Consider the following 16,860-nt stretch of genomic DNA (forward strand, 5'->3'; position numbering starts at 1 on the left):
ATCGAGGAGCAGCCCGTCATGAAGCGCTTGGCCACCGTCGCCCTGACCGCCCTCGCCCCCATTTCCTGGGGTTCGACCTACGCCGTGGCCACCGAGCTGCTGCCGCCCGACCGGCCGCTGTTCACCGGGGTCATGCGCGCCCTGCCCGCCGGGCTGCTGCTGACCGCCCTGGCCCGCACCCTCCCCAAGGGCGCGTGGTGGTGGAAGTCCGCCGTCCTCGGCACCCTCAACATCGGCGCCTTCTTCCCGCTGCTGTTCCTCTCCGCCTACCGGCTGCCCGGCGGCGTCGCGGCCGTGCTGGGCGCCGCCGGTCCGCTGTTCGTCGTGGGACTCGCCGCGCTCCTCCTGGGCGAGCGGGCCAGTCTGCGCACCGTGCTGGCCGCCGTCGTCGGCGCGTTCGGCGTGAGCATGGTCGTGCTCACCGCCGAGGCCCGGCTCGACCTGGTCGGCGTCGTCGCCGGTGTGGTCTCCTCCGCCTCCATGGGCGCCGGCACCGTGATGACCAAGCGCTGGGGCCGCCCCGAAGGCGTCGGCCCGCTGGCGATGACCGGCTGGCAGCTCACCGCGGGCGGGCTGTTCATCATCCCCGTCGCCGCCCTCGTCGAGGGCGCTCCGCCCGCGCTCGACGGCAAGGCCCTCCTCGGCTACGGCTACATGATGCTGATCAACACCGGCATCGCGTACTGGCTCTGGTTCCGCGGCATCGGACAGCTCACCGCCACCTCGGTCACCCTGCTCGGCCCGCTCTCCCCGCTCACGGCCGCCGTCATCGGCTGGGCCGCCCTCGGGCAGGCGCTGTCGCCCGTACAGCTCGTGGGCATGGCGATCGCCTTCGGGGCCACCGTCGCCGGTCAGCTGGCAGTCGCCCGCACCCCGAAAACGTTCAGTTCAACTGAACAGATCAATCAAAACATTTCGATGGACCTGACCGATGGGCGAGTGCGACGGTAGTCCGACGACGACAGACCGACCGACCCCGAGGGGGAGACGCACAGTGGCCGTCACGGACCGCGCCCGCACCGTTTCGCACACCGAGCCCGGCAGCACCGCGAAGAAGGGTGCCGCCGGGCTCGGCGTGCTCCTCGCACTGCTCGCGACGGTCGTCTGGTCCGGCAGCTTCGTCGCCACCCGGGGCATGGCCGAAACCGTCCCGCCCGTTCAGGCGGTCTTCTGGCGCTGGATCATCGCGCTGCTCGCCGTCGCCCCCTTCGCCGCCCGCCAGGCCTGGCAGCAGCGGGCCCTGATCCGGCGGCACCTCGGCTTCATCGCCGTCGCCTCGCTGTTCGGCGTCGCCCTCTACAACACGCTCGTGCACCAGGCCGGACTGACCACCTCCGCCTCCAACATGGGCATGATCATGGCCGCCTCGCCCGTCATCATGGCGCTCTACGCCCGCCTCGGCGGCGAACGGCTCGGCGCCCGGCGGACCATCGGGATGCTGCTCGCCGCCCTCGGCGTGCTGCTGCTCGTCGGGGACGGCTCGATCGGCTTCGACTTCGGCGCCGGCGACCTGTGGATGTTTGCGGCCGCCCTGTCCTTCGCCACGTACAGCGCCCTGCTGCGGCGCAAGCCCGCCGAACTCGGCGGACTGGCCTTCCTGATCACCACCTTCGTGCTCGGCGCGCTGATGCTGGCGCCCGTCTACGCCGTCTCCGTCTCCGTCCAGGGCGGCTTCGAGGTCACCGCCGGAACCGTCGGACCGCTGCTGTACGTCGGCGTGTTCTCCTCGGCCGTCGCCTTCTTCGCCTGGAACAAGGCGATCTCGGTCATCGGGGCGGCCCGCGCGGGAATCGTCTACTACCTCCAGCCGGTGTGCGTGGCGGGGCTCGGCTTCCTGCTGCTGGGCGAACACACCGGCCCGGCGCAGCTGCTCTGCATGGCGCTGATCCTCGGCGGAGTCGGGCTGGGAAGTGCCCGGCGGTAGGTTCGGGCCCATGACCGAGTGGGACATCAAGAAGCTGCGGATCCTGCGGACCCTCGCCGAACAGGGGACCGTGACCCGGGCGGCCGAGGCGCTGCACATGACGCCCTCGGCCGTGTCGCAGCAACTGACGAACCTCGCCCGGCAACTGGGGGTGGCGCTGCTGGAGGCACAGGGCCGGCGGGTGCGCCTCACCGACGCGGCCCACCTCGTCCTGCGGCACGCGGAGGCGGTGTTCGCGCAGCTGGAGCGGGCCGACGCGGAGCTGGCCGGATACCTCGCCGGGGACGCGGGGGAGGTACGGGTCGGCGCCTTCTCCACCGCCGTGCCGGCGCTCGTGGTCCCCGCGGTGGCGGCGCTGCGCACCACCCACCCGGGCGTGGAGGTCCGGGTCCGGGAGACGGAGGCCGCGGAGTCGTACGCGCTCCTGTCGGCCGGGGGCGTGGACCTGGCGCTGTCCCTGGCGGCCCACGCGCCGACCGCGCGGGATGCCCGCTTCACCCGGGTGACGCTCCTGGAGGACCCGCTGGATGTGGCGCTCCCGCCGGACCATCCGCTGGCGGCCGCGGCGGACCTGCGGCTGGCGGACCTGTCCGGCGACCCGTGGATCTACGGGGGCAGCGGGCCCTGGTCGGAGATCGCCCGGGGCGCGTGCGAGGCGGCGGGCTTCGTACCGGAGCAGGCGCACTCGGCATCCGGCTGGACGGCGATCCTGGCGATGGTCGAGGCGGGGATGGGCGTGGCCCTGGTCCCGCGGATGGTGTCGCGCCGGGCCTCGGGAGTGGCGGTGCGGGTCCTCGCCCACGACCGGCCGACCCGGCACGTGATCGCGGCGGTGCGCCGCGGCGCCGAGTCCGCCCCCGCGCTGGCCCACGTCCTCTCGGCCCTGAGGGACGTCGCCGCCGAACGGCAGGTGCACTGACCCGCGGCGTCGTGCACACGGCGCAGGGGCGGCCGGGGACGGCCCGGGACACGGGTTGCGACCACTCCGCGTGCGCGCCCACCTGCCACCCGGTAGCGTCGAAGACGCGCGTTCCGCCCCAACCGCCGCGGCGTGGCCCGGCAGGACCGCCGCCTGTGTAGGCAGGGGAACGAGATCACATGCCACAGCACAGCATCCATGCGATGACCGCCGCGGCCGCAGCGCTCTGCCTGACGGCATTCGGCACCACACCCGGCAGCGCCGCCTCGTCCCCCGCCTCGTCGCCCGTCGCATCACCCGCCTCGTCGCCTGCCCCGTTGCCCGGGCAGCCCACACCGGCAGCCCCGTCCCGGTTCGTGCCCGGCCCCTGTCCGAAGCCGCCCGAGCCCATCGAAGCGCTGAGCGACGCACGATGCGGCTTCCTCGAGGTCCCCGAGAACCGCTCCCGCCCGGGCGGCCGGACCATCAAGCTGGCCGTGGCCGTCATTCCGGCCGTCAACCCGGCGAAACCCCCGCAGGACCCCGTGGTGTTCATGGCGGGCGGCCCCGGTGCCGACACGTACGACGACATTCCGTTCCTCGTCGACTCCGGCCTGAACAAGGACCGCGAGCTGATCATCATGGCCCAGCGTGGCAACCTCTACAGCCGGCCGAACCTGGCCTGCCCCGAGATCGACCGGTTCAACGCGCAGGCCGTGGGCCTGCGCTACGGCGCACAGCCGGCGCAGCAGCTCATGCTGAAGGCGGTGAAGGAGTGCCGGGACCGCCTGGTGGCCGAGGGCATCGACCTGAGCGCCTACAACACCACGGAGAACGCCGCCGACTTCGCCGACCTGCGCAAGGCGCTGAAGCTCCGCCAGTGGAACGTCTACGGGTACTCCTACGGCAGCAACCTGGCCCTCACGTACCTGCGCCTGCACCCCGAGGGAATCCGCGCGTTCGCGATCGACTCGATCACGCCTCCCCGGGACGTGACCCTGCCGTGGACCTGGGGCAGCACCGCCGAGGGGATCCGCAACATCTTCGAGGCGTGCGCGGCGGAGCCCGCCTGCAAGGACCGCTACCCGGACCTCCCCCGTACGCTCACGGAACAGGTCCGCAAGCTGGAGGCACAGCCCCTGATGCTGGACGTCGTGCCGCCGAGCGGAGGAAAGCCGGTCAAGGTCGTCCTCGACGGGGGCGCGCTGCTGGACCTGATCGTCGCCTTCAACCCCCGGCCCAAGGACCTTCCGGCGGCGCTCGACGAGCTCGCCGAAGGAAACCCGGAGCGCTTCGCGAAGGCCCGCGCGGCCGGCTCGGTCCAGAACGTCGGCGCGTTCGCGCACGGCCTGACGGAGTCGGTGGTGTGCGGCGAGTGGGCACCGGGGTACTCGGAACCCGACGTGCTGAACGCCGGGCGCAAGGCCTTCCCCGGATGGCCGGACACGGTCCTGGCCCAGGTGCCGCAACTCCCCTTCCAGTACCCGGCGTGCCGGATCTGGAACGTTCCGGACCGCGCGGCCGTCCAGCGGGTGGCCACGGTCAGTTCGGTACCGGCGCTCGTCATATCCGGCACGTTCGACGTGAAGACGGGGGCGAGCTGGGCGCGGGACGTGGCCCGCAACCTGACCCGCTCGACCTCCGTGCTGGTCCCCGGAATCGGCCACTGGGTGGTCCCGCAGTCGCCTTGCGCACAGAGCGTGCTGGCCTCGTTCTTCGCCCGCCCGACCACGCCCGACACCCGTTGCGTGGACGACGTGAAGCCCGGACCGTTCACCATCATCCCGAAATGACCGGGAGGGCAGATGACACGCCACCCAGCGCCCCGTCGTCGCCGCACCGCACGACGGCTCCGGGCCACCTCGGCCGGCATGGTGACCGGCCTCCTCGTCACCGGCCTGCTCGCCGGGCCCGCCCGGGCGCAGTCCCGTACCGGCACCAGCCCCAGTCCCAGCCCCGGGGCGCCGATCGGCACGACCGCCCGGACGGTGGGCGACGCCCGCTTCGAACCGGGCCCCTGCCCGAAGACGCCGGAACCGGTCGAGGAGCTGAAAGGAGCCCGCTGCGGAACGCTCACCGTGCCCGAGAACCGCGCCGGACCGAACAGCAAAACGATCAAGCTCGGTGTCGCGATCGTGCCCGCCGCGACCGCCACACCGAAGGCCGACCCCATCGTCTGGCTCGCGGGCGGACCGGGAGACGACGCGGTCGGCGAGGCGAAGATGGCGATCGACGGCGGCCTGAACCGCGACCGTGACGTGATCTTCATGTCCCAGCGCGGTACGTACTCGGCCGACCCGGCGCTCCTCTGCCCCAACGTCGACGAGTTCAACGCACGCGTGGTCGGCCTCGTCTACGGCGCTCCGTCCACCGAACGCCTGCACGTCGAGGCCACGAAGGCCTGCCGCGACCAGCTGGCGGGCCGTGGGGTGGACCTCAGCGCCTACAACGACACCCAGAGCGCCGCCGACTACGAGGACCTGCGCGCCGCGCTGGGCGTCGGGCAGTGGAACCTGTACGGCATCTCCTACGGCACCCACCTGGCGCTGGCCTACATGCGCCTGCACCCCGAGGGGCTCCGCTCGGTGGGCATCGACGGCATACTGCCGCCGTCCACGTCCGGCTCGGCCGCGACCTGGAGCAGCTTCCGGCAGGGCGTCGACGGCCTGTTCAAGGCCTGCGCGGACCAGCCCGCCTGCAACAAGCGCTATCCGAACCTGTCGGCCACCTTCGAGAAGCTCGTCAACGACCTCGAAGCCAAGCCGGTCACCACCACCGTCACGGTCCCCGGCAGCGACAAGCCGGTGAAGGTCGTGATCGACGGCGGAACCCTGGTGAACTGGCTGACCTCCGCCACCCACACGGCGGAGGCCGTACCCCGCTCCATCGACGAGCTGGCGAAAGGCAACCCGCAGCGGATCGCGCAGCAGTGGGCGGGCTGGAGGACCAACCCCAAGGGCATCGGACTGACTTCACACGGTCTTGCCTACGGCGTCTTCTGCAGCCAGTGGACCCCGTACGAGAGCAAGGACGCGGCACTCCAGGGCGGACGGGAAGAGTTCCCGTCGTTCCCCCGCTCGGTGCAGGCCCAGGCTCCGCTGCTCACCTTCCTCCATCCGGACTGTGCCGTCTGGAACGTCCCCGCGGCCGCGCCCTCGACCCGGGACGTCACGCGCAGCGACATCCCCACGCTCGCCCTGTCGGGCGCGTTCGACGCCCAGACCGGGGCGGACAACGGGCCGTACGTCGCCCGCACGCTGAGCAAGGCCAAGGTCGTCACGATCCCCTACGAGCCGCATGTCGTGTTCGCCACGTCGAAGTGTGCCCAGGAGATCACCGCCTCGTTCTTCGACAACCCGGCCGCCCCGAAGACCGCATGCCTGAACACCCTGCAGCCACCCGAGTTCGACATCGCCCCCTGAACAATCCAGCCCCGCCGCACCCTCCAGCCTCGCCGCACCCTCCAGCCCCGCCGGCGTTTGAGGCGCGGGGTCCGGGGCGGAGCCCCGATCTTTGAGCCTCGCCGGCGTTTGAGGCGCGGGGTCCGGGGCGGAGCCCCAGGAGCGGTGCCGCACCCGCGGGGAGACGTCGCTCCCCGCGGGTGCGGGCAGATCCCGCTAGCCCCGAGCGGCAGCGTCGGCGGCCTGCGCCTTCAGCGCACGCTCGACCCCCGCACGCGACTCCGAGACCAACCGCCGCAGGGCCGCGTTCGGCTCGGCCGAGGCCAGCCACGCGTCCGTCGCGTCCAGCGTCTCCTGCGAGACCTGGAGGGACGGGTACAGCCCCACCGCGATCTGCTGGGCGATCTCGTGGCTGCGGCTGTCCCAGACCTCCTTGACCGCCGCGAAGTACCGCGCGGTGTACGGGGCCAGCAGCTCGCGCTGGTCGGTCTGGACGAAGCCGCCGATCACCGCCTCCTGCACCGCGTTGGGCAGGTCGCCGGACTCCACCACCGAGGCCCACGCCGCGGCCTTGGCCTCCGCCGTCGGCCGCGCCGCCCGCGCGGTCGCCGCGTGGCGCTCGCCGGCCGCCGTGGCGTCGCGCTTCAGCTCCGCCGCGATGGCCGGCTCGTCGGCGACACCCGTCGCGGCGAGCCGCTCCAGGAACGCCCACCGCAGCTCGGTGTCGACGGCCAGGCCCTCGATCTCCGCCGAGCCGTCCAGCAGCGCCGACAGGTAGGTCAGCTGCCCCTCGGTGCGGGCCGTGGCCGCGAACGCCCGCGCCCACGCCAGCTGGTGGTCGCTCGCAGGCTCCGCCCCGCGCAGGTGCTCCAGGGTGGCCTCGGTCCAGGCCGCCAGGCCCTGCTCCCGCCACGCCGGGTCGGCGTACAGGTCGATGGCCAGCTTCACCTGCCGGTGCAGCGACTGGACCACGCCGATGTCGGACTCCTTGCCGATGCCCGAGAGGACCAGCGCGAGGTAGTCGCGGGTGGCGAGCTCGCCGTCACGCGTCATGTCCCAGGCCGAGGCCCAGCACAGGGCGCGCGGCAGGGACTCCGAGAAGTCGCCGATGTGCGCGGTGACCGTGGCGAGGGACTCCTCGTCCAGGCGGACCTTCGCGTATGACAGGTCGTCGTCGTTCAGCAGCACGACCGCCGGGCGGGCACGGCCCACGAGCTCCGGCACCGTGGTCAGCGCGCCGTCGATGTCCAGCTCGATCCGGTCGGTGCGCACGAGCGCGCCGTCCTGGAGCTCGTAGAGGCCGAGCGCGATCCGGTGCGGGCGCAGGGTGGACTCGCCCTTGGCGCCGGCGGGCAGCGCGGGCGCCTCCTGGCGGATGCCGAAGGCGGTGATCGCACCGTCCGGGCCGGTGGTGATCTCCGGGCGCAGGACGTTGATGCCGGCCGTCTCCAGCCACGCCTTCGACCAGGCGGTCAGGTCGCGGCCCGAGGTCTCCTCCAGGGCGCCCAGCAGGTCGGACAGGCGCGTGTTCCCGAAGGCGTGCGCCTTGAAGTACGCCTGCACGCCCTTGAAGAAGGCATCCGTGCCGACGTAGGCGACGAGCTGCTTGAGCACCGAGGCGCCCTTGGCGTACGTGATGCCGTCGAAGTTGACCATGACGTCGTCGAGGTCACGGATGTCCGCCATGATCGGGTGCGTGGACGGCAGCTGGTCCTGCCGGTACGCCCACGTCTTCATGGAGTTGGCGAAGGTGGTCCACGCGTGCGGCCACTTCGTGCCCTCCGCGTACGCCTGGCAGGCGATCGACGTGTACGTCGCGAAGGACTCGTTCAGCCACAGGTCGTTCCACCACTCCATGGTGACCAGGTCGCCGAACCACATGTGCGCGAGCTCGTGGAGGATCGTCTCCGCGCGGCCCTCGTACGCCGCGTCCGTCACCTTCGAGCGGAAGACGTACTGGTCACGGATGGTGACCGCGCCCGCGTTCTCCATGGCGCCCGCGTTGAACTCCGGGACGAAGAGCTGGTCGTACTTGGCGAAGGGGTAGTCGTAGGCGAACTTCTCCTGGAACCAGTCGAAGCCCTGCCGGGTCACCTCGAAGATCGCGTCCGCGTCGAGGAACTCGGCGAGCGAGGGCCGGCAGTAGATGCCGAGCGGCACGGACTGGCCGTTCGGGCCCTCGTAGGAGCTGTGCACCGCGTGGTACGGGCCGACGATCAGCGCCGTGATGTACGAGGAGATGCGCGGGGTCGGCTCGAAGCGCCAGACGTTGTCCTTGACGTCGGCGGCCTCCGGCGTCGGGGAGTTCGAGATGACCGTCCAGCCCTCGGGGGCCGTCACGGTGAACTGGAACGTGGCCTTCAGGTCGGGCTGCTCGAAGCTGGCGAAGACCCGCCGCGCGTCCGGCACCTCGAACTGGGTGTAGAGGTACGCCTGCTGGTCGACCGGGTCCACGAAGCGGTGGAGGCCCTCACCGGTGTTGGTGTAGGCGCAGTCCGCGACGACCCGGAGCTCGTTGGCCCCGGCCGTCAGGTTCTCCAGGGCGATGCGGGAGTCCCGGAAGACCTCGGCGACGTCCAGGGACTTGCCGTTGAGGACGACCTCGTGGACCGCCGGGGCGACGAGGTCGATGAAGGTCCCGGCCCCGGCCTCGGCCGACTGGAAGCGCACGGTGGTCACGGACGGGTAGGTCCCACCTGCCTGCGCACCGCTGAGATCGAGTTCGATCTCGTAGGAGTCGACGGTGAGCAGCTTGGCCCGCTGCTGAGCCTCTTCACGGGTGAGATTCGTGCCTGGCACGCGGTCATCTCCTTTGATGGTGACGTTGCCCGGCCATCTTTCCACGGGGCGCGGGTCACCGCCTCGGAGTAATCCACGGGCGAACGCGAGGTCGGATTCCCGCCGGACAGCGCCGGGCGGCGGCGGCACGCTGGTGGGCATGAGCAGCAGGTACTGGGCGAGGCCCATCGAGGGAGCGGTGCTCCAGGAGCTCCGGGTACGTGACGACGCGGGGCGCGGGTGCGTCCCGTACACCGACGAGGAGGGCGGCGCTCCGCTGAGGTGCTGCCTGCGCCCGAGCGAGGCGGGCGAGGCGATCGCGCTCGTCTCGTACGCACCGCTGCGGCGCTGGGCCGCGGCCACCGGCGCGCAGCCCGGTGCGTACGACGAGCAGGGGCCCGTCTTCGTGCACGCCGAGGACTGCGGCGGGCCGCCGTCCGGGGGCGGGGGATACCCCTTCGCCCGGCCGGGCGTGCAGCGCACCGCCCGGCGCTACAGCGCCCGCGGGCACATCCTCGGCGGGCGGTTCCTCACCCTCGGTGAGGAACCCGGGGCCGTGATCGGGCAGGCCCTGGACGAGGCCTTCGCCGATCCGGAGGTCGCCCTCGTGCACGTGCGGGCCGTCGAGTTCGGCTGCTTCCTCTTCGAGGTGCGCAAGCCGTGACACGCAGAAGGGGAGGGAGCCGGGCGGGCTCCCTCCCCTTCTGCGCACGGCGGCTGCGTCAGCCGCGCAGCTCCTCGGCGACGAGCTCCGCGATCTGGATCGCGTTCAGGGCCGCGCCCTTGCGGAGGTTGTCGTTCGAGAGGAACAGCGCGAGGCCGTTGTCGACCGTCTCGTCGGCGCGGATGCGGCCGACGTACGAGGCGTCCTTGCCGGCGGCCTGGAGCGGGGTCGGGATCTCCGACAGCTCGACGCCCGGGGCGTCCTTCAGGAGCTCGTAGGCGCGCTCGACGCTGATCGGGCGGTCGAAGCGGGCGTTGATCTGGAGGGAGTGTCCGGAGAAGACCGGCACGCGCACGCAGGTGCCCGAGACCTTGAGCTCCGGGATCTCCAGGATCTTGCGGGACTCGTTGCGGAGCTTCTGCTCCTCGTCGGTCTCGAAGGAGCCGTCGTCGACGATCGAGCCCGCGAGCGGGACCACGTTGAAGGCGATGGGGCGCTTGTAGACGGCCGGCTCCGGGAAGTCCACCGCGCCGCCGTCGAAGGTCAGCTGGTCGGCGGCCTCGGAGACCGCGCAGGCCTGGGTGCGCAGCTCGGCGACGCCGGCCAGGCCCGAGCCGGACACGGCCTGGTAGGTGGTGGCGATCAGCGCGGACAGGCCGGCCTCGTCGTGCAGCGGGCGCAGCACCGGCATCGCGGCCATGGTGGTGCAGTTCGGGTTCGCGATGATGCCCTTGGGGCGGTGGGCGATCGCGTGCGGGTTGACCTCGGAGACCACCAGGGGGACCTCGGGGTCCTTGCGCCAGGCGGAGGAGTTGTCGATCACGACGGCGCCCTGCGAGGCGACCTTCTCGGCGAGGGCCCTGGAAGTGGCGCCGCCCGCGGAGAAGAGCACGATGTCCAGGCCCGAGTAGTCGGCCGTGGAGGCGTCCTCGATGGTGATCTCCCGGCCCTCCCACTCCAGGGTGGAGCCCGCGGAACGGGCCGAGGCGAACAGCCGCAGCTCGTCCACCGGGAACTTCCGCTCGGCGAGGATGCCGCGCATGACTCCGCCGACCTGTCCGGTGGCTCCGACGATTCCGACCCTCACGGTGACTCCTTTTGGTACGTACGACGCGGGCGCGCGTGAAGCCATCATGCGTTCGACCCCACGAGCCTTGTCCAATCCATTGTCCGAGGAACGGACGGTGTCCTGAATGTGAACCGGCGTGACGAGTGTGTGGCGGGCGTGTTGCAGGGCCCCTGAACCGCCGTTTTGCCAGGTCGGAGCCGGTTAGCGTCCGATCTGCCATGACCGGTATCCGGACATGGCGGACCACAGACCGAACAGGCCGTACTGGCCGTACCGACCGTACCGGCCCAACATTCCGACTCGGGGAGATCCACCGTGCGCGCCATCCGCCACCGCCGCCGGTCCATACCGGCGCTCGCCGCCCTCGCGGCCGCCGCCGTCGCCGCACCCGTCCTGCTGTCCGCCGCTCCGGCGGCCGCCCACCCGCGCGAGGGCAGGCTGGCCAAGGAGCTGGTCGAGGAGGTCGGCGTCCGCGGCGCCTACCGCCACCTGGCGAAGTTCCAGCAGATCGCCGACGCCAACGGCGGCAACCGCGCCGCCGGCACGCCCGGCCACGCGGCCTCCGCCGCGTACGTGCACGACACGCTGAAGAAGGCCGGGTACGACGTCTCGTACCAGGACTTCGACATCTACGAGGCGCACACCAGGACGGAGAAGACCACCGTCCTCGGCCAGGGCACCCGTGAGCTGGCCACCGCCGCCTTCACCTTCACCCGGTCCACCCCGGCCGGCGGCCTGGCCGCGCCGCTCGCGCCCGCCCGGGTCGACGAGACCCCCGGCTGCACGGCGGACGATTACCCGGCGGGCGCCTTCGCCGGGAAGATCGCCCTGGTCAAGCGGGGTGCCTGCACCTTCGTGGAGAAGCAGCGGGCCGCCGCGGCCGCGGGCGCGATCGGCGTCATCGTCTACAACCACAGCGGCACCACCCCGGTGCGCGGCGGGTTCTCCTCGCCCGCGGAGGGGATCATCCCGAGCGCCGGCATCACGCTGGCCGACGGCGAGGCGCTGGCCGCGGCCGCGGCCGGGGGCGAGGTGTCCGTACGCCTGGAGCTCGACCAGGAGCACGTGAAGAAGACCACCCGCAATGTGATCGCCGAGACGAAGGGCGGCCGCTCCGACTGCGTGGTGACCGTCGGCGCCCACCTGGACTCGGTCCCCGAGGGTCCCGGCATCAACGACAACGGGTCCGGCTCGGCCGGTCTGCTGGAGGTGGCGCTCAAGCTCGCGGAGGAGGGCGCCAACAAGAAGGGCAAGGGCAAGCAGCCCGCCAACAAGGTCCGCTTCGGCTGGTGGTCGGCGGAGGAGCTGGGCCTGCTGGGCTCGGAGCACTACGTCGCGCAGCTGTCCGAGAAGCAGAAGAAGGACATCGCGCTTTACCTGAACTTCGACATGATCGCCTCGCCGAACCCGGTGCAGTTCGTCTACGACGGCGACGACTCGGACAAGACGGGCGCGGGCGCGGGCCCGGCGGGCTCGGCGCAGATCGAGGCCCTGATCAACGGCTTCCTCGACAAGAAGCGCAAGCCGCACGAGGGCAGCGACTTCGACGGCCGCTCCGACTACGGCCCGTTCATCGCGAACGGCATCCCGGCCGGCGGCACCTTCACCGGGGCCGAGGGCGTCAAGACCGCCGAGCAGGCCGCGCGGTACGGCGGCACGGCGGGGGCCCCGTACGACCCGAACTACCACAGGGCGGGGGACGACCTGAAGAACGTCGACCTCAAGGTCTTCGACACCAACCTGGACGTGATCGCGCACGCGGTCGGCACCTACGCCGAGTCGCTGCGCTCGCTCGGCAGGCCGTAGGGACCCGGGGAACGGTCCGAGGGGGGAACGGAACGGTCCGAGGGGGAGGCCCGAAGGGGAGCGGGCCGAGGGGGAAAGCCCGAGGGGGCGGTGCTCGTCAGAGCGCCGCCCCCTCGGTTTCCTGCCGCAGGGTGCTACGGGAGGACCTTCTCGATCTGCACGCTGCCGGTGCCGGCGGCGGTGCCGCGGGCGTTGAGCAGCTGGACCTGGCCGAAGAACTGCCGGCCCTCGGGGGCCGCGCTGGTGACCAGGACGTTCGCCGAGACCTGCGCGGTGGCGCCGGTGGCGAGGTTCACCGCGGCGGCCTCGTCGACCTGGACGGAGCCCAGGGCGGCCGAGAAGAACACGTCGCGGTAGTCGTACGTGGTGGAGCCGGCCGGGACCGCGTAGCCGATCACCTTGACGGTGTAGGTGCCCGCGGCCGGGTTCACCAGGCTCACGGCCTCCTCGGAGTCGCCGTCGGCGGCGGAGCCGACCTTGACGCCGTCCTTGTAGACCTCGAGGTCGAGGTCGGCGGCGGTGTCGGAGACCTTGCCGATCGCGACGTCGAGGCGCGAGGTGCCCGCGGGCACCGCGATCTCGGTGGTGTGGGTCTCACCGTTCGCGATGGTCGGCTTGGCGACCTTCGCGGAGCCGAGCGGTCCGCCCTGGAGCTTGCCGCCGGTGATGGCCGCGGCATCGTTCCTGACGTTCCACTGGACCGGAGCCGGGGTGCCCTGCTTCACCTCGGGCAGGACCTTGACCGCGGGGTCGAAGGCCGCGCCGAGCACGGACACGTCCAGCTTGAACGGGTTGTCGAGCAGCGGCGACGTACGGCGCGACTCGACCTCGATCTCCCAGACGCCCGGCGTCGGCTCGGGGTACGAGCGCACGTCGGGGCGGCAGGTGTTCGCCGGGTTGTCGTAGTTCGGGTAGCAGTTGACCGTGGAGGTCGGGTCGACCGGCGTGCCGTACGGGTGGATCGCGATGAAGCGCGTCTGGCTGCCTGCCGCGAGACCGCCGAGGGCGACCTCGAGGGTCTTGGTGCCCGGCGGGACCGTCACGAAGTACGACTTGTGGCTGTTGCGCTGCACGGAGGACTTCTCCGACAGGGCGAAGGACGGCTTGGCCAGCGGGGCCGCCGCGACCACGGTCGTCAGGATCTGCTTGTCGATGCCCTCGGTGGTCTCGTCGTCCAGCTGCAGGATGCCGCTGTGCACGCCGGCCGTCTTGGCATTGGCCTCGACCTTGATGGTGACGGGCTTGTTCAGCGGCAGGGTGACGTAGTCGTAGCCGCCGATGACCTTGAAGGTGCCGTCGTCGTTGCGCCAGCTCAGGTTGTGCCGGGTGCCGTATTTGACGCCGGTGGTGCGGGTGACGACGACGTTGTAGACCTTCTTCTGGCCGACCTTGAGGCCGCCCTCGCGGTCGTACAGGCCGGCGCCGAAGCCCGGGGTCTTGAGGAACTGGTCGATCGCGGTGTCGACCGGCGCCTTGACGGTGAACTCGTTGGCCTTCGCGTCGCCCTGGATGGACTCCCACGCGCCGAGGACGTCGATGAGACCCGAACCCTGGGCGTGCGCCGGGACGTCCGCGATCTTCTTCGCGCTGCTGGTGAGCGCGACCCGCAGGGAGGACGGCGTCAGCTTGATGCCGTGCTGCTTCGCGGCCGAGAGCAGCAGGGCGCTGGCGCCCGCCGCCTGCGGCGAGGACATCGAGGTGCCCTGGAGCATGCCGTAACCGGCCGGCAGGTTGTAGCCGGCCTCCTTCACCGGGGCGCCGGGCATCCAGGTCTGGATGGTGTTGATGGACGCGCCGGGGGCGGTGATGGTCGGCGTGAAGCCGCCGTCCTCACGCGGACCGCGCGAGGAGAAGGGGAACATGTTGTACTTCGTGGCCACGCCGGAGCCGTAGTTGGCGGCCCAGGTCTCCTTGGAGACCGACGCGCCCACGGAGATGACCTTGTCCGCGAGGGCCGGGTCGCCGATGGTGTTGACGCCCGGGCCCGAGTTGCCGGCCGAGATGACCAGCTGGACGCCGTAGGTGTCGATGAGGTTCTTGTAGAGCTCGGCGCGCGCGTTGTTGCCGTCGTTCAGCGCCGGGAGACCGCCGATGGACATGTTGACGATGTCCACGCCGCGGTTGACGACGAGGTCGATCATGCCCTCGGTCAGCGCGATGTTGGTGCAGCCGCCGGACCAGGAGCAGGCGCGCGAGGAGACGAGCTTGGCGCCGGGCGCCTCGCCGTTCATCTTGCCGCCGAAGAGGCTGTTGGCGGCGGTGATGCCGGCGACGTGCGTGCCGTGCTCGGACTCGATGATGCCGACGTTGACGAAGTCGGCCTTCTTGCCGACCCAGTCACCGCCCAGCGGGTCCATCGGGACGTCCTTGCGGATCTCGATCACGAACGGGATGTGCTCGGCGATCTCGGTCGCCGGGTTGTCCGTGCCGAAGTAGCCGATCTGGTAGCCGTCCTTGTACGGCTTCATCGGCTCGTTGTTCGTGAAGTCGCCGTCCTGGTCGGTGTCGACGCGGACGGTGCCGGCGGCCACGTCGTAGAGCAGGCCGAACCGGTCGGTGGTGTCACCGTCGCGGTTGACGTCGCCCTGCATGTCACCGGTGGCGGTGATCGACTCGCTGAAGCGGCTCCACTGGAAGTTGCCCTCCGGGGCCTTCCAGCTCTGGCCGCCCGCGGTGAAGGCGCCGCCGGTGGAGGTGACCGGGGTGATCTGGGCGCGCCAGGTGGCGTCGCCGTCGGCGATCGGGTCGGTCGCCGTCACCCAGTCGACGATCTTGCGCTCGCCGGTGGTGGTCTTCTGCAGGGCCGGGTGGCCGAGGTCGACACCCGAGTCCATGATGCCGATGGTCACGCCGCGGCCGTCGGCCTGCGGGTTCTTCTCGACGAAGTCCACCGCGCCGGTCTCGAAGGACGGGTTGTACGGGTTCTTCGCCGGGGTGTTCTTGTCCGGCGCCGCGTAGGTCTCGGCGGCGGTCTTCTTGGCCGCGCCGGCCTCCCGGCCCGCGTCGGGGCGCGGGTCCGGCAGCTGGATCTCGTGCCGCAGGTCGATGCCGTGCACGGAGGACAGCTTGGCGGCCGCCTTCAGGGCGGCCTCGGCCTGGGCGGTGGGCAGGTTGGCGCGCACGTAACCGAGGTTGTCGTACGTCTGGCCCACGGAGGCGCCCTTGACGGCGCCGAGCTGGTCCGCCACCTGCTTGGTCTGGCCGGGGGCAGTCGCGACCATGACGGTGACGTTGGCGTCACCCTTGGCCTTGGCCTCCTGAAGCAGCTCGGCGTCAGCCGAACCGAGCTTCTGGTCGGCGGACTTGACCGCCGGGTTGGCGCCCGGGCCGTCGGCGGCGGTCGCCGCGAAGACGGGAGCGGCGCCAGTGGCCGCGAGGGCGGCGACGAGACCGGCCGCTGCCGCGACGCGCGCGACGCGTCTGGCCCCGGGTATCGAGCTGGGGGATTCGAGGGTCATCAGCATCCCTGGTAAGTGAAAGAAACGGTCCGCATTTCGGTGCCGGATGACCGGTCAGCCTGTCGTAAGTGACAGCTGTTTGGGAACGGTTGTCATTGACCGAGACCTGTCATGGCGGACACTCGCCAGTGCGCGGTATGCGCCAGCACGGCCGTACCGGGGCACAGTGGTGCGAACCAGAGGGGCTGAGGAGTCGATTTATCGATTTGGTGGCCATGCGTCAGCCCCGGGACGCGGTCGCGTCCCGGGGCGGGTGTGACAGATTTCGGTCGTTCAGCGCTCGCGCGTGCGCGCGTAATGGCGTGAAGCCTTCGCCCGGTTTCCGCAGGCGGCCATCGAGCACCAGCGCCGCGTGCCGTTGCGCGAGGTGTCGTGGAAGTGCAGGACGCACGCTTCGGAGGAGCACTTGCGGATCCGCTCGGGCGTCGAGCCCAGCAGCTCCAGGTAGTTGCGGGCAGCCGTCCAGGCCGGACCCCAGGTGGGGTCGTCGAACTCGGCCCGCTCGCCCGGTCCTTCGGCGCTCAGGGTCAGCCGGATCCGGCCGTGCTCCAGCACCGCGTCGACCAGGGCCCGCGCGCTCTCGTCCGCCGGGTCCGCCACCGCGCGGGCCAGGGCCTCGCGGGCGGTCAGCAGGTGGATCAGGGTCGGCGCGTCCGCGCGGAAGCGGCCGGCCAGGCCGGCGCTCTCCAGCCAGAGCGCGAGTCCTTCGACCCGGGTCAGCCCGAAGGCCCCGGCGAAGAGGTCGACGGGCTCGCCCTCCCGGATCCACCGCGTGTTCAGCAGGTCGAGGGCGACCGGCTCCCCGGTCAGGGGGCGCGGGTCCGCGGTCGTCATCACTCCGGCCTCCTGGCGCTCTGGCTAA

The 16,860-nt window shown here is 71.5% G+C and carries 11 protein-coding genes; 7 read left to right on the top strand and 4 right to left on the bottom strand.

What is annotated here, in order from left to right:
- The first annotated feature begins 18 nt into the window (after positions 1-18).
- The 5 genes from OG534_RS24385 to OG534_RS24405 all read left to right on the top strand — a co-directional run bounded on the left by OG534_RS24385 (position 19) and on the right by OG534_RS24405 (position 6,244).
- Positions 19-951, top strand: a complete 933-nt coding sequence (locus tag OG534_RS24385) for an EamA family transporter (RefSeq protein WP_326590691.1) — start codon at positions 19-21, stop codon at positions 949-951.
- A 43-nt stretch (positions 952-994) separates the two neighbouring features.
- Entirely contained in the window at positions 995-1,924 is a 930-nt protein-coding gene (locus OG534_RS24390) for a DMT family transporter (protein WP_326590693.1), read from the top strand.
- 10 nt (positions 1,925-1,934) lie between these two features.
- Complete coding sequence (locus OG534_RS24395) at positions 1,935-2,843, top strand: LysR family transcriptional regulator (RefSeq protein WP_326590696.1); 909 nt, start codon at positions 1,935-1,937, stop codon at positions 2,841-2,843.
- A gap of 179 nt (positions 2,844-3,022) precedes the next feature.
- Positions 3,023-4,615, top strand: coding sequence for an alpha/beta fold hydrolase (locus OG534_RS24400; RefSeq protein WP_326590698.1), 1,593 nt, complete (start codon positions 3,023-3,025; stop codon positions 4,613-4,615).
- Positions 4,616-4,627: 12 nt separating this feature from the next.
- Positions 4,628-6,244: an alpha/beta hydrolase gene (locus tag OG534_RS24405; protein WP_326590700.1), complete on the top strand. Its 1,617-nt coding sequence runs from the start codon at positions 4,628-4,630 to the stop codon at positions 6,242-6,244.
- Between the two features lie 195 nt (positions 6,245-6,439).
- Here the strand turns inward: OG534_RS24405 and pepN are convergent, their stop codons facing one another.
- Positions 6,440-9,022 (bottom strand): aminopeptidase N, encoded by a 2,583-nt coding sequence (pepN, locus tag OG534_RS24410; RefSeq protein ID WP_326590702.1) that lies wholly within the window; start codon positions 9,020-9,022, stop codon positions 6,440-6,442.
- A 139-nt stretch (positions 9,023-9,161) separates the two neighbouring features.
- On the opposite strand from pepN, the gene OG534_RS24415 reads away from it, so the two are divergent.
- Positions 9,162-9,665, top strand: a complete 504-nt coding sequence (locus OG534_RS24415; protein ID WP_326590704.1) for a DUF1203 domain-containing protein — start codon at positions 9,162-9,164, stop codon at positions 9,663-9,665.
- Positions 9,666-9,723: 58 nt separating this feature from the next.
- Here the strand turns inward: OG534_RS24415 and OG534_RS24420 are convergent, their stop codons facing one another.
- Positions 9,724-10,752: an aspartate-semialdehyde dehydrogenase gene (locus tag OG534_RS24420; protein ID WP_326590706.1), complete on the bottom strand. Its 1,029-nt coding sequence runs from the start codon at positions 10,750-10,752 to the stop codon at positions 9,724-9,726.
- Positions 10,753-11,049: 297 nt separating this feature from the next.
- Between OG534_RS24420 and OG534_RS24425 the strand changes: the two genes are divergently transcribed.
- Positions 11,050-12,540 carry a M28 family metallopeptidase gene (locus OG534_RS24425; RefSeq protein WP_326590708.1) on the top strand — a complete coding sequence of 497 codons (1,491 nt, stop codon included), beginning with the start codon at positions 11,050-11,052 and terminating at the stop codon, positions 12,538-12,540.
- A gap of 134 nt (positions 12,541-12,674) precedes the next feature.
- On the opposite strand, the gene OG534_RS24430 is transcribed toward OG534_RS24425, so the two are convergent.
- Positions 12,675-15,998, bottom strand: coding sequence for a S8 family serine peptidase (locus OG534_RS24430; protein ID WP_326590709.1), 3,324 nt, complete (start codon positions 15,996-15,998; stop codon positions 12,675-12,677).
- 273 nt (positions 15,999-16,271) lie between these two features.
- Complete coding sequence (locus tag OG534_RS24435) at positions 16,272-16,832, bottom strand: CGNR zinc finger domain-containing protein (protein WP_326590711.1); 561 nt, start codon at positions 16,830-16,832, stop codon at positions 16,272-16,274.
- Positions 16,833-16,860 lie beyond the last annotated feature (28 nt).

Origin of the sequence: Streptomyces sp. NBC_01294, assembly GCF_035917235.1 — a bacterium.
Lineage (GTDB): Bacteria > Actinomycetota > Actinomycetes > Streptomycetales > Streptomycetaceae > Streptomyces > Streptomyces caledonius.

Coding starts and splice junctions, on each gene's coding strand:
- OG534_RS24395 (WP_326590696.1), top strand. CDS start 1,935: ATGACCGAGTGGGACATCAAGAAGCTGCGGATCCTGCGGACCCTCGCC.
- OG534_RS24435 (WP_326590711.1), bottom strand. CDS start 16,832: ATGACGACCGCGGACCCGCGCCCCCTGACCGGGGAGCCGGTCGCCCTC.
- OG534_RS24415 (WP_326590704.1), top strand. CDS start 9,162: ATGAGCAGCAGGTACTGGGCGAGGCCCATCGAGGGAGCGGTGCTCCAG.
- OG534_RS24405 (WP_326590700.1), top strand. CDS start 4,628: ATGACACGCCACCCAGCGCCCCGTCGTCGCCGCACCGCACGACGGCTC.
- OG534_RS24400 (WP_326590698.1), top strand. CDS start 3,023: ATGCCACAGCACAGCATCCATGCGATGACCGCCGCGGCCGCAGCGCTC.
- OG534_RS24430 (WP_326590709.1), bottom strand. CDS start 15,998: ATGACCCTCGAATCCCCCAGCTCGATACCCGGGGCCAGACGCGTCGCG.
- OG534_RS24385 (WP_326590691.1), top strand. CDS start 19: ATGAAGCGCTTGGCCACCGTCGCCCTGACCGCCCTCGCCCCCATTTCC.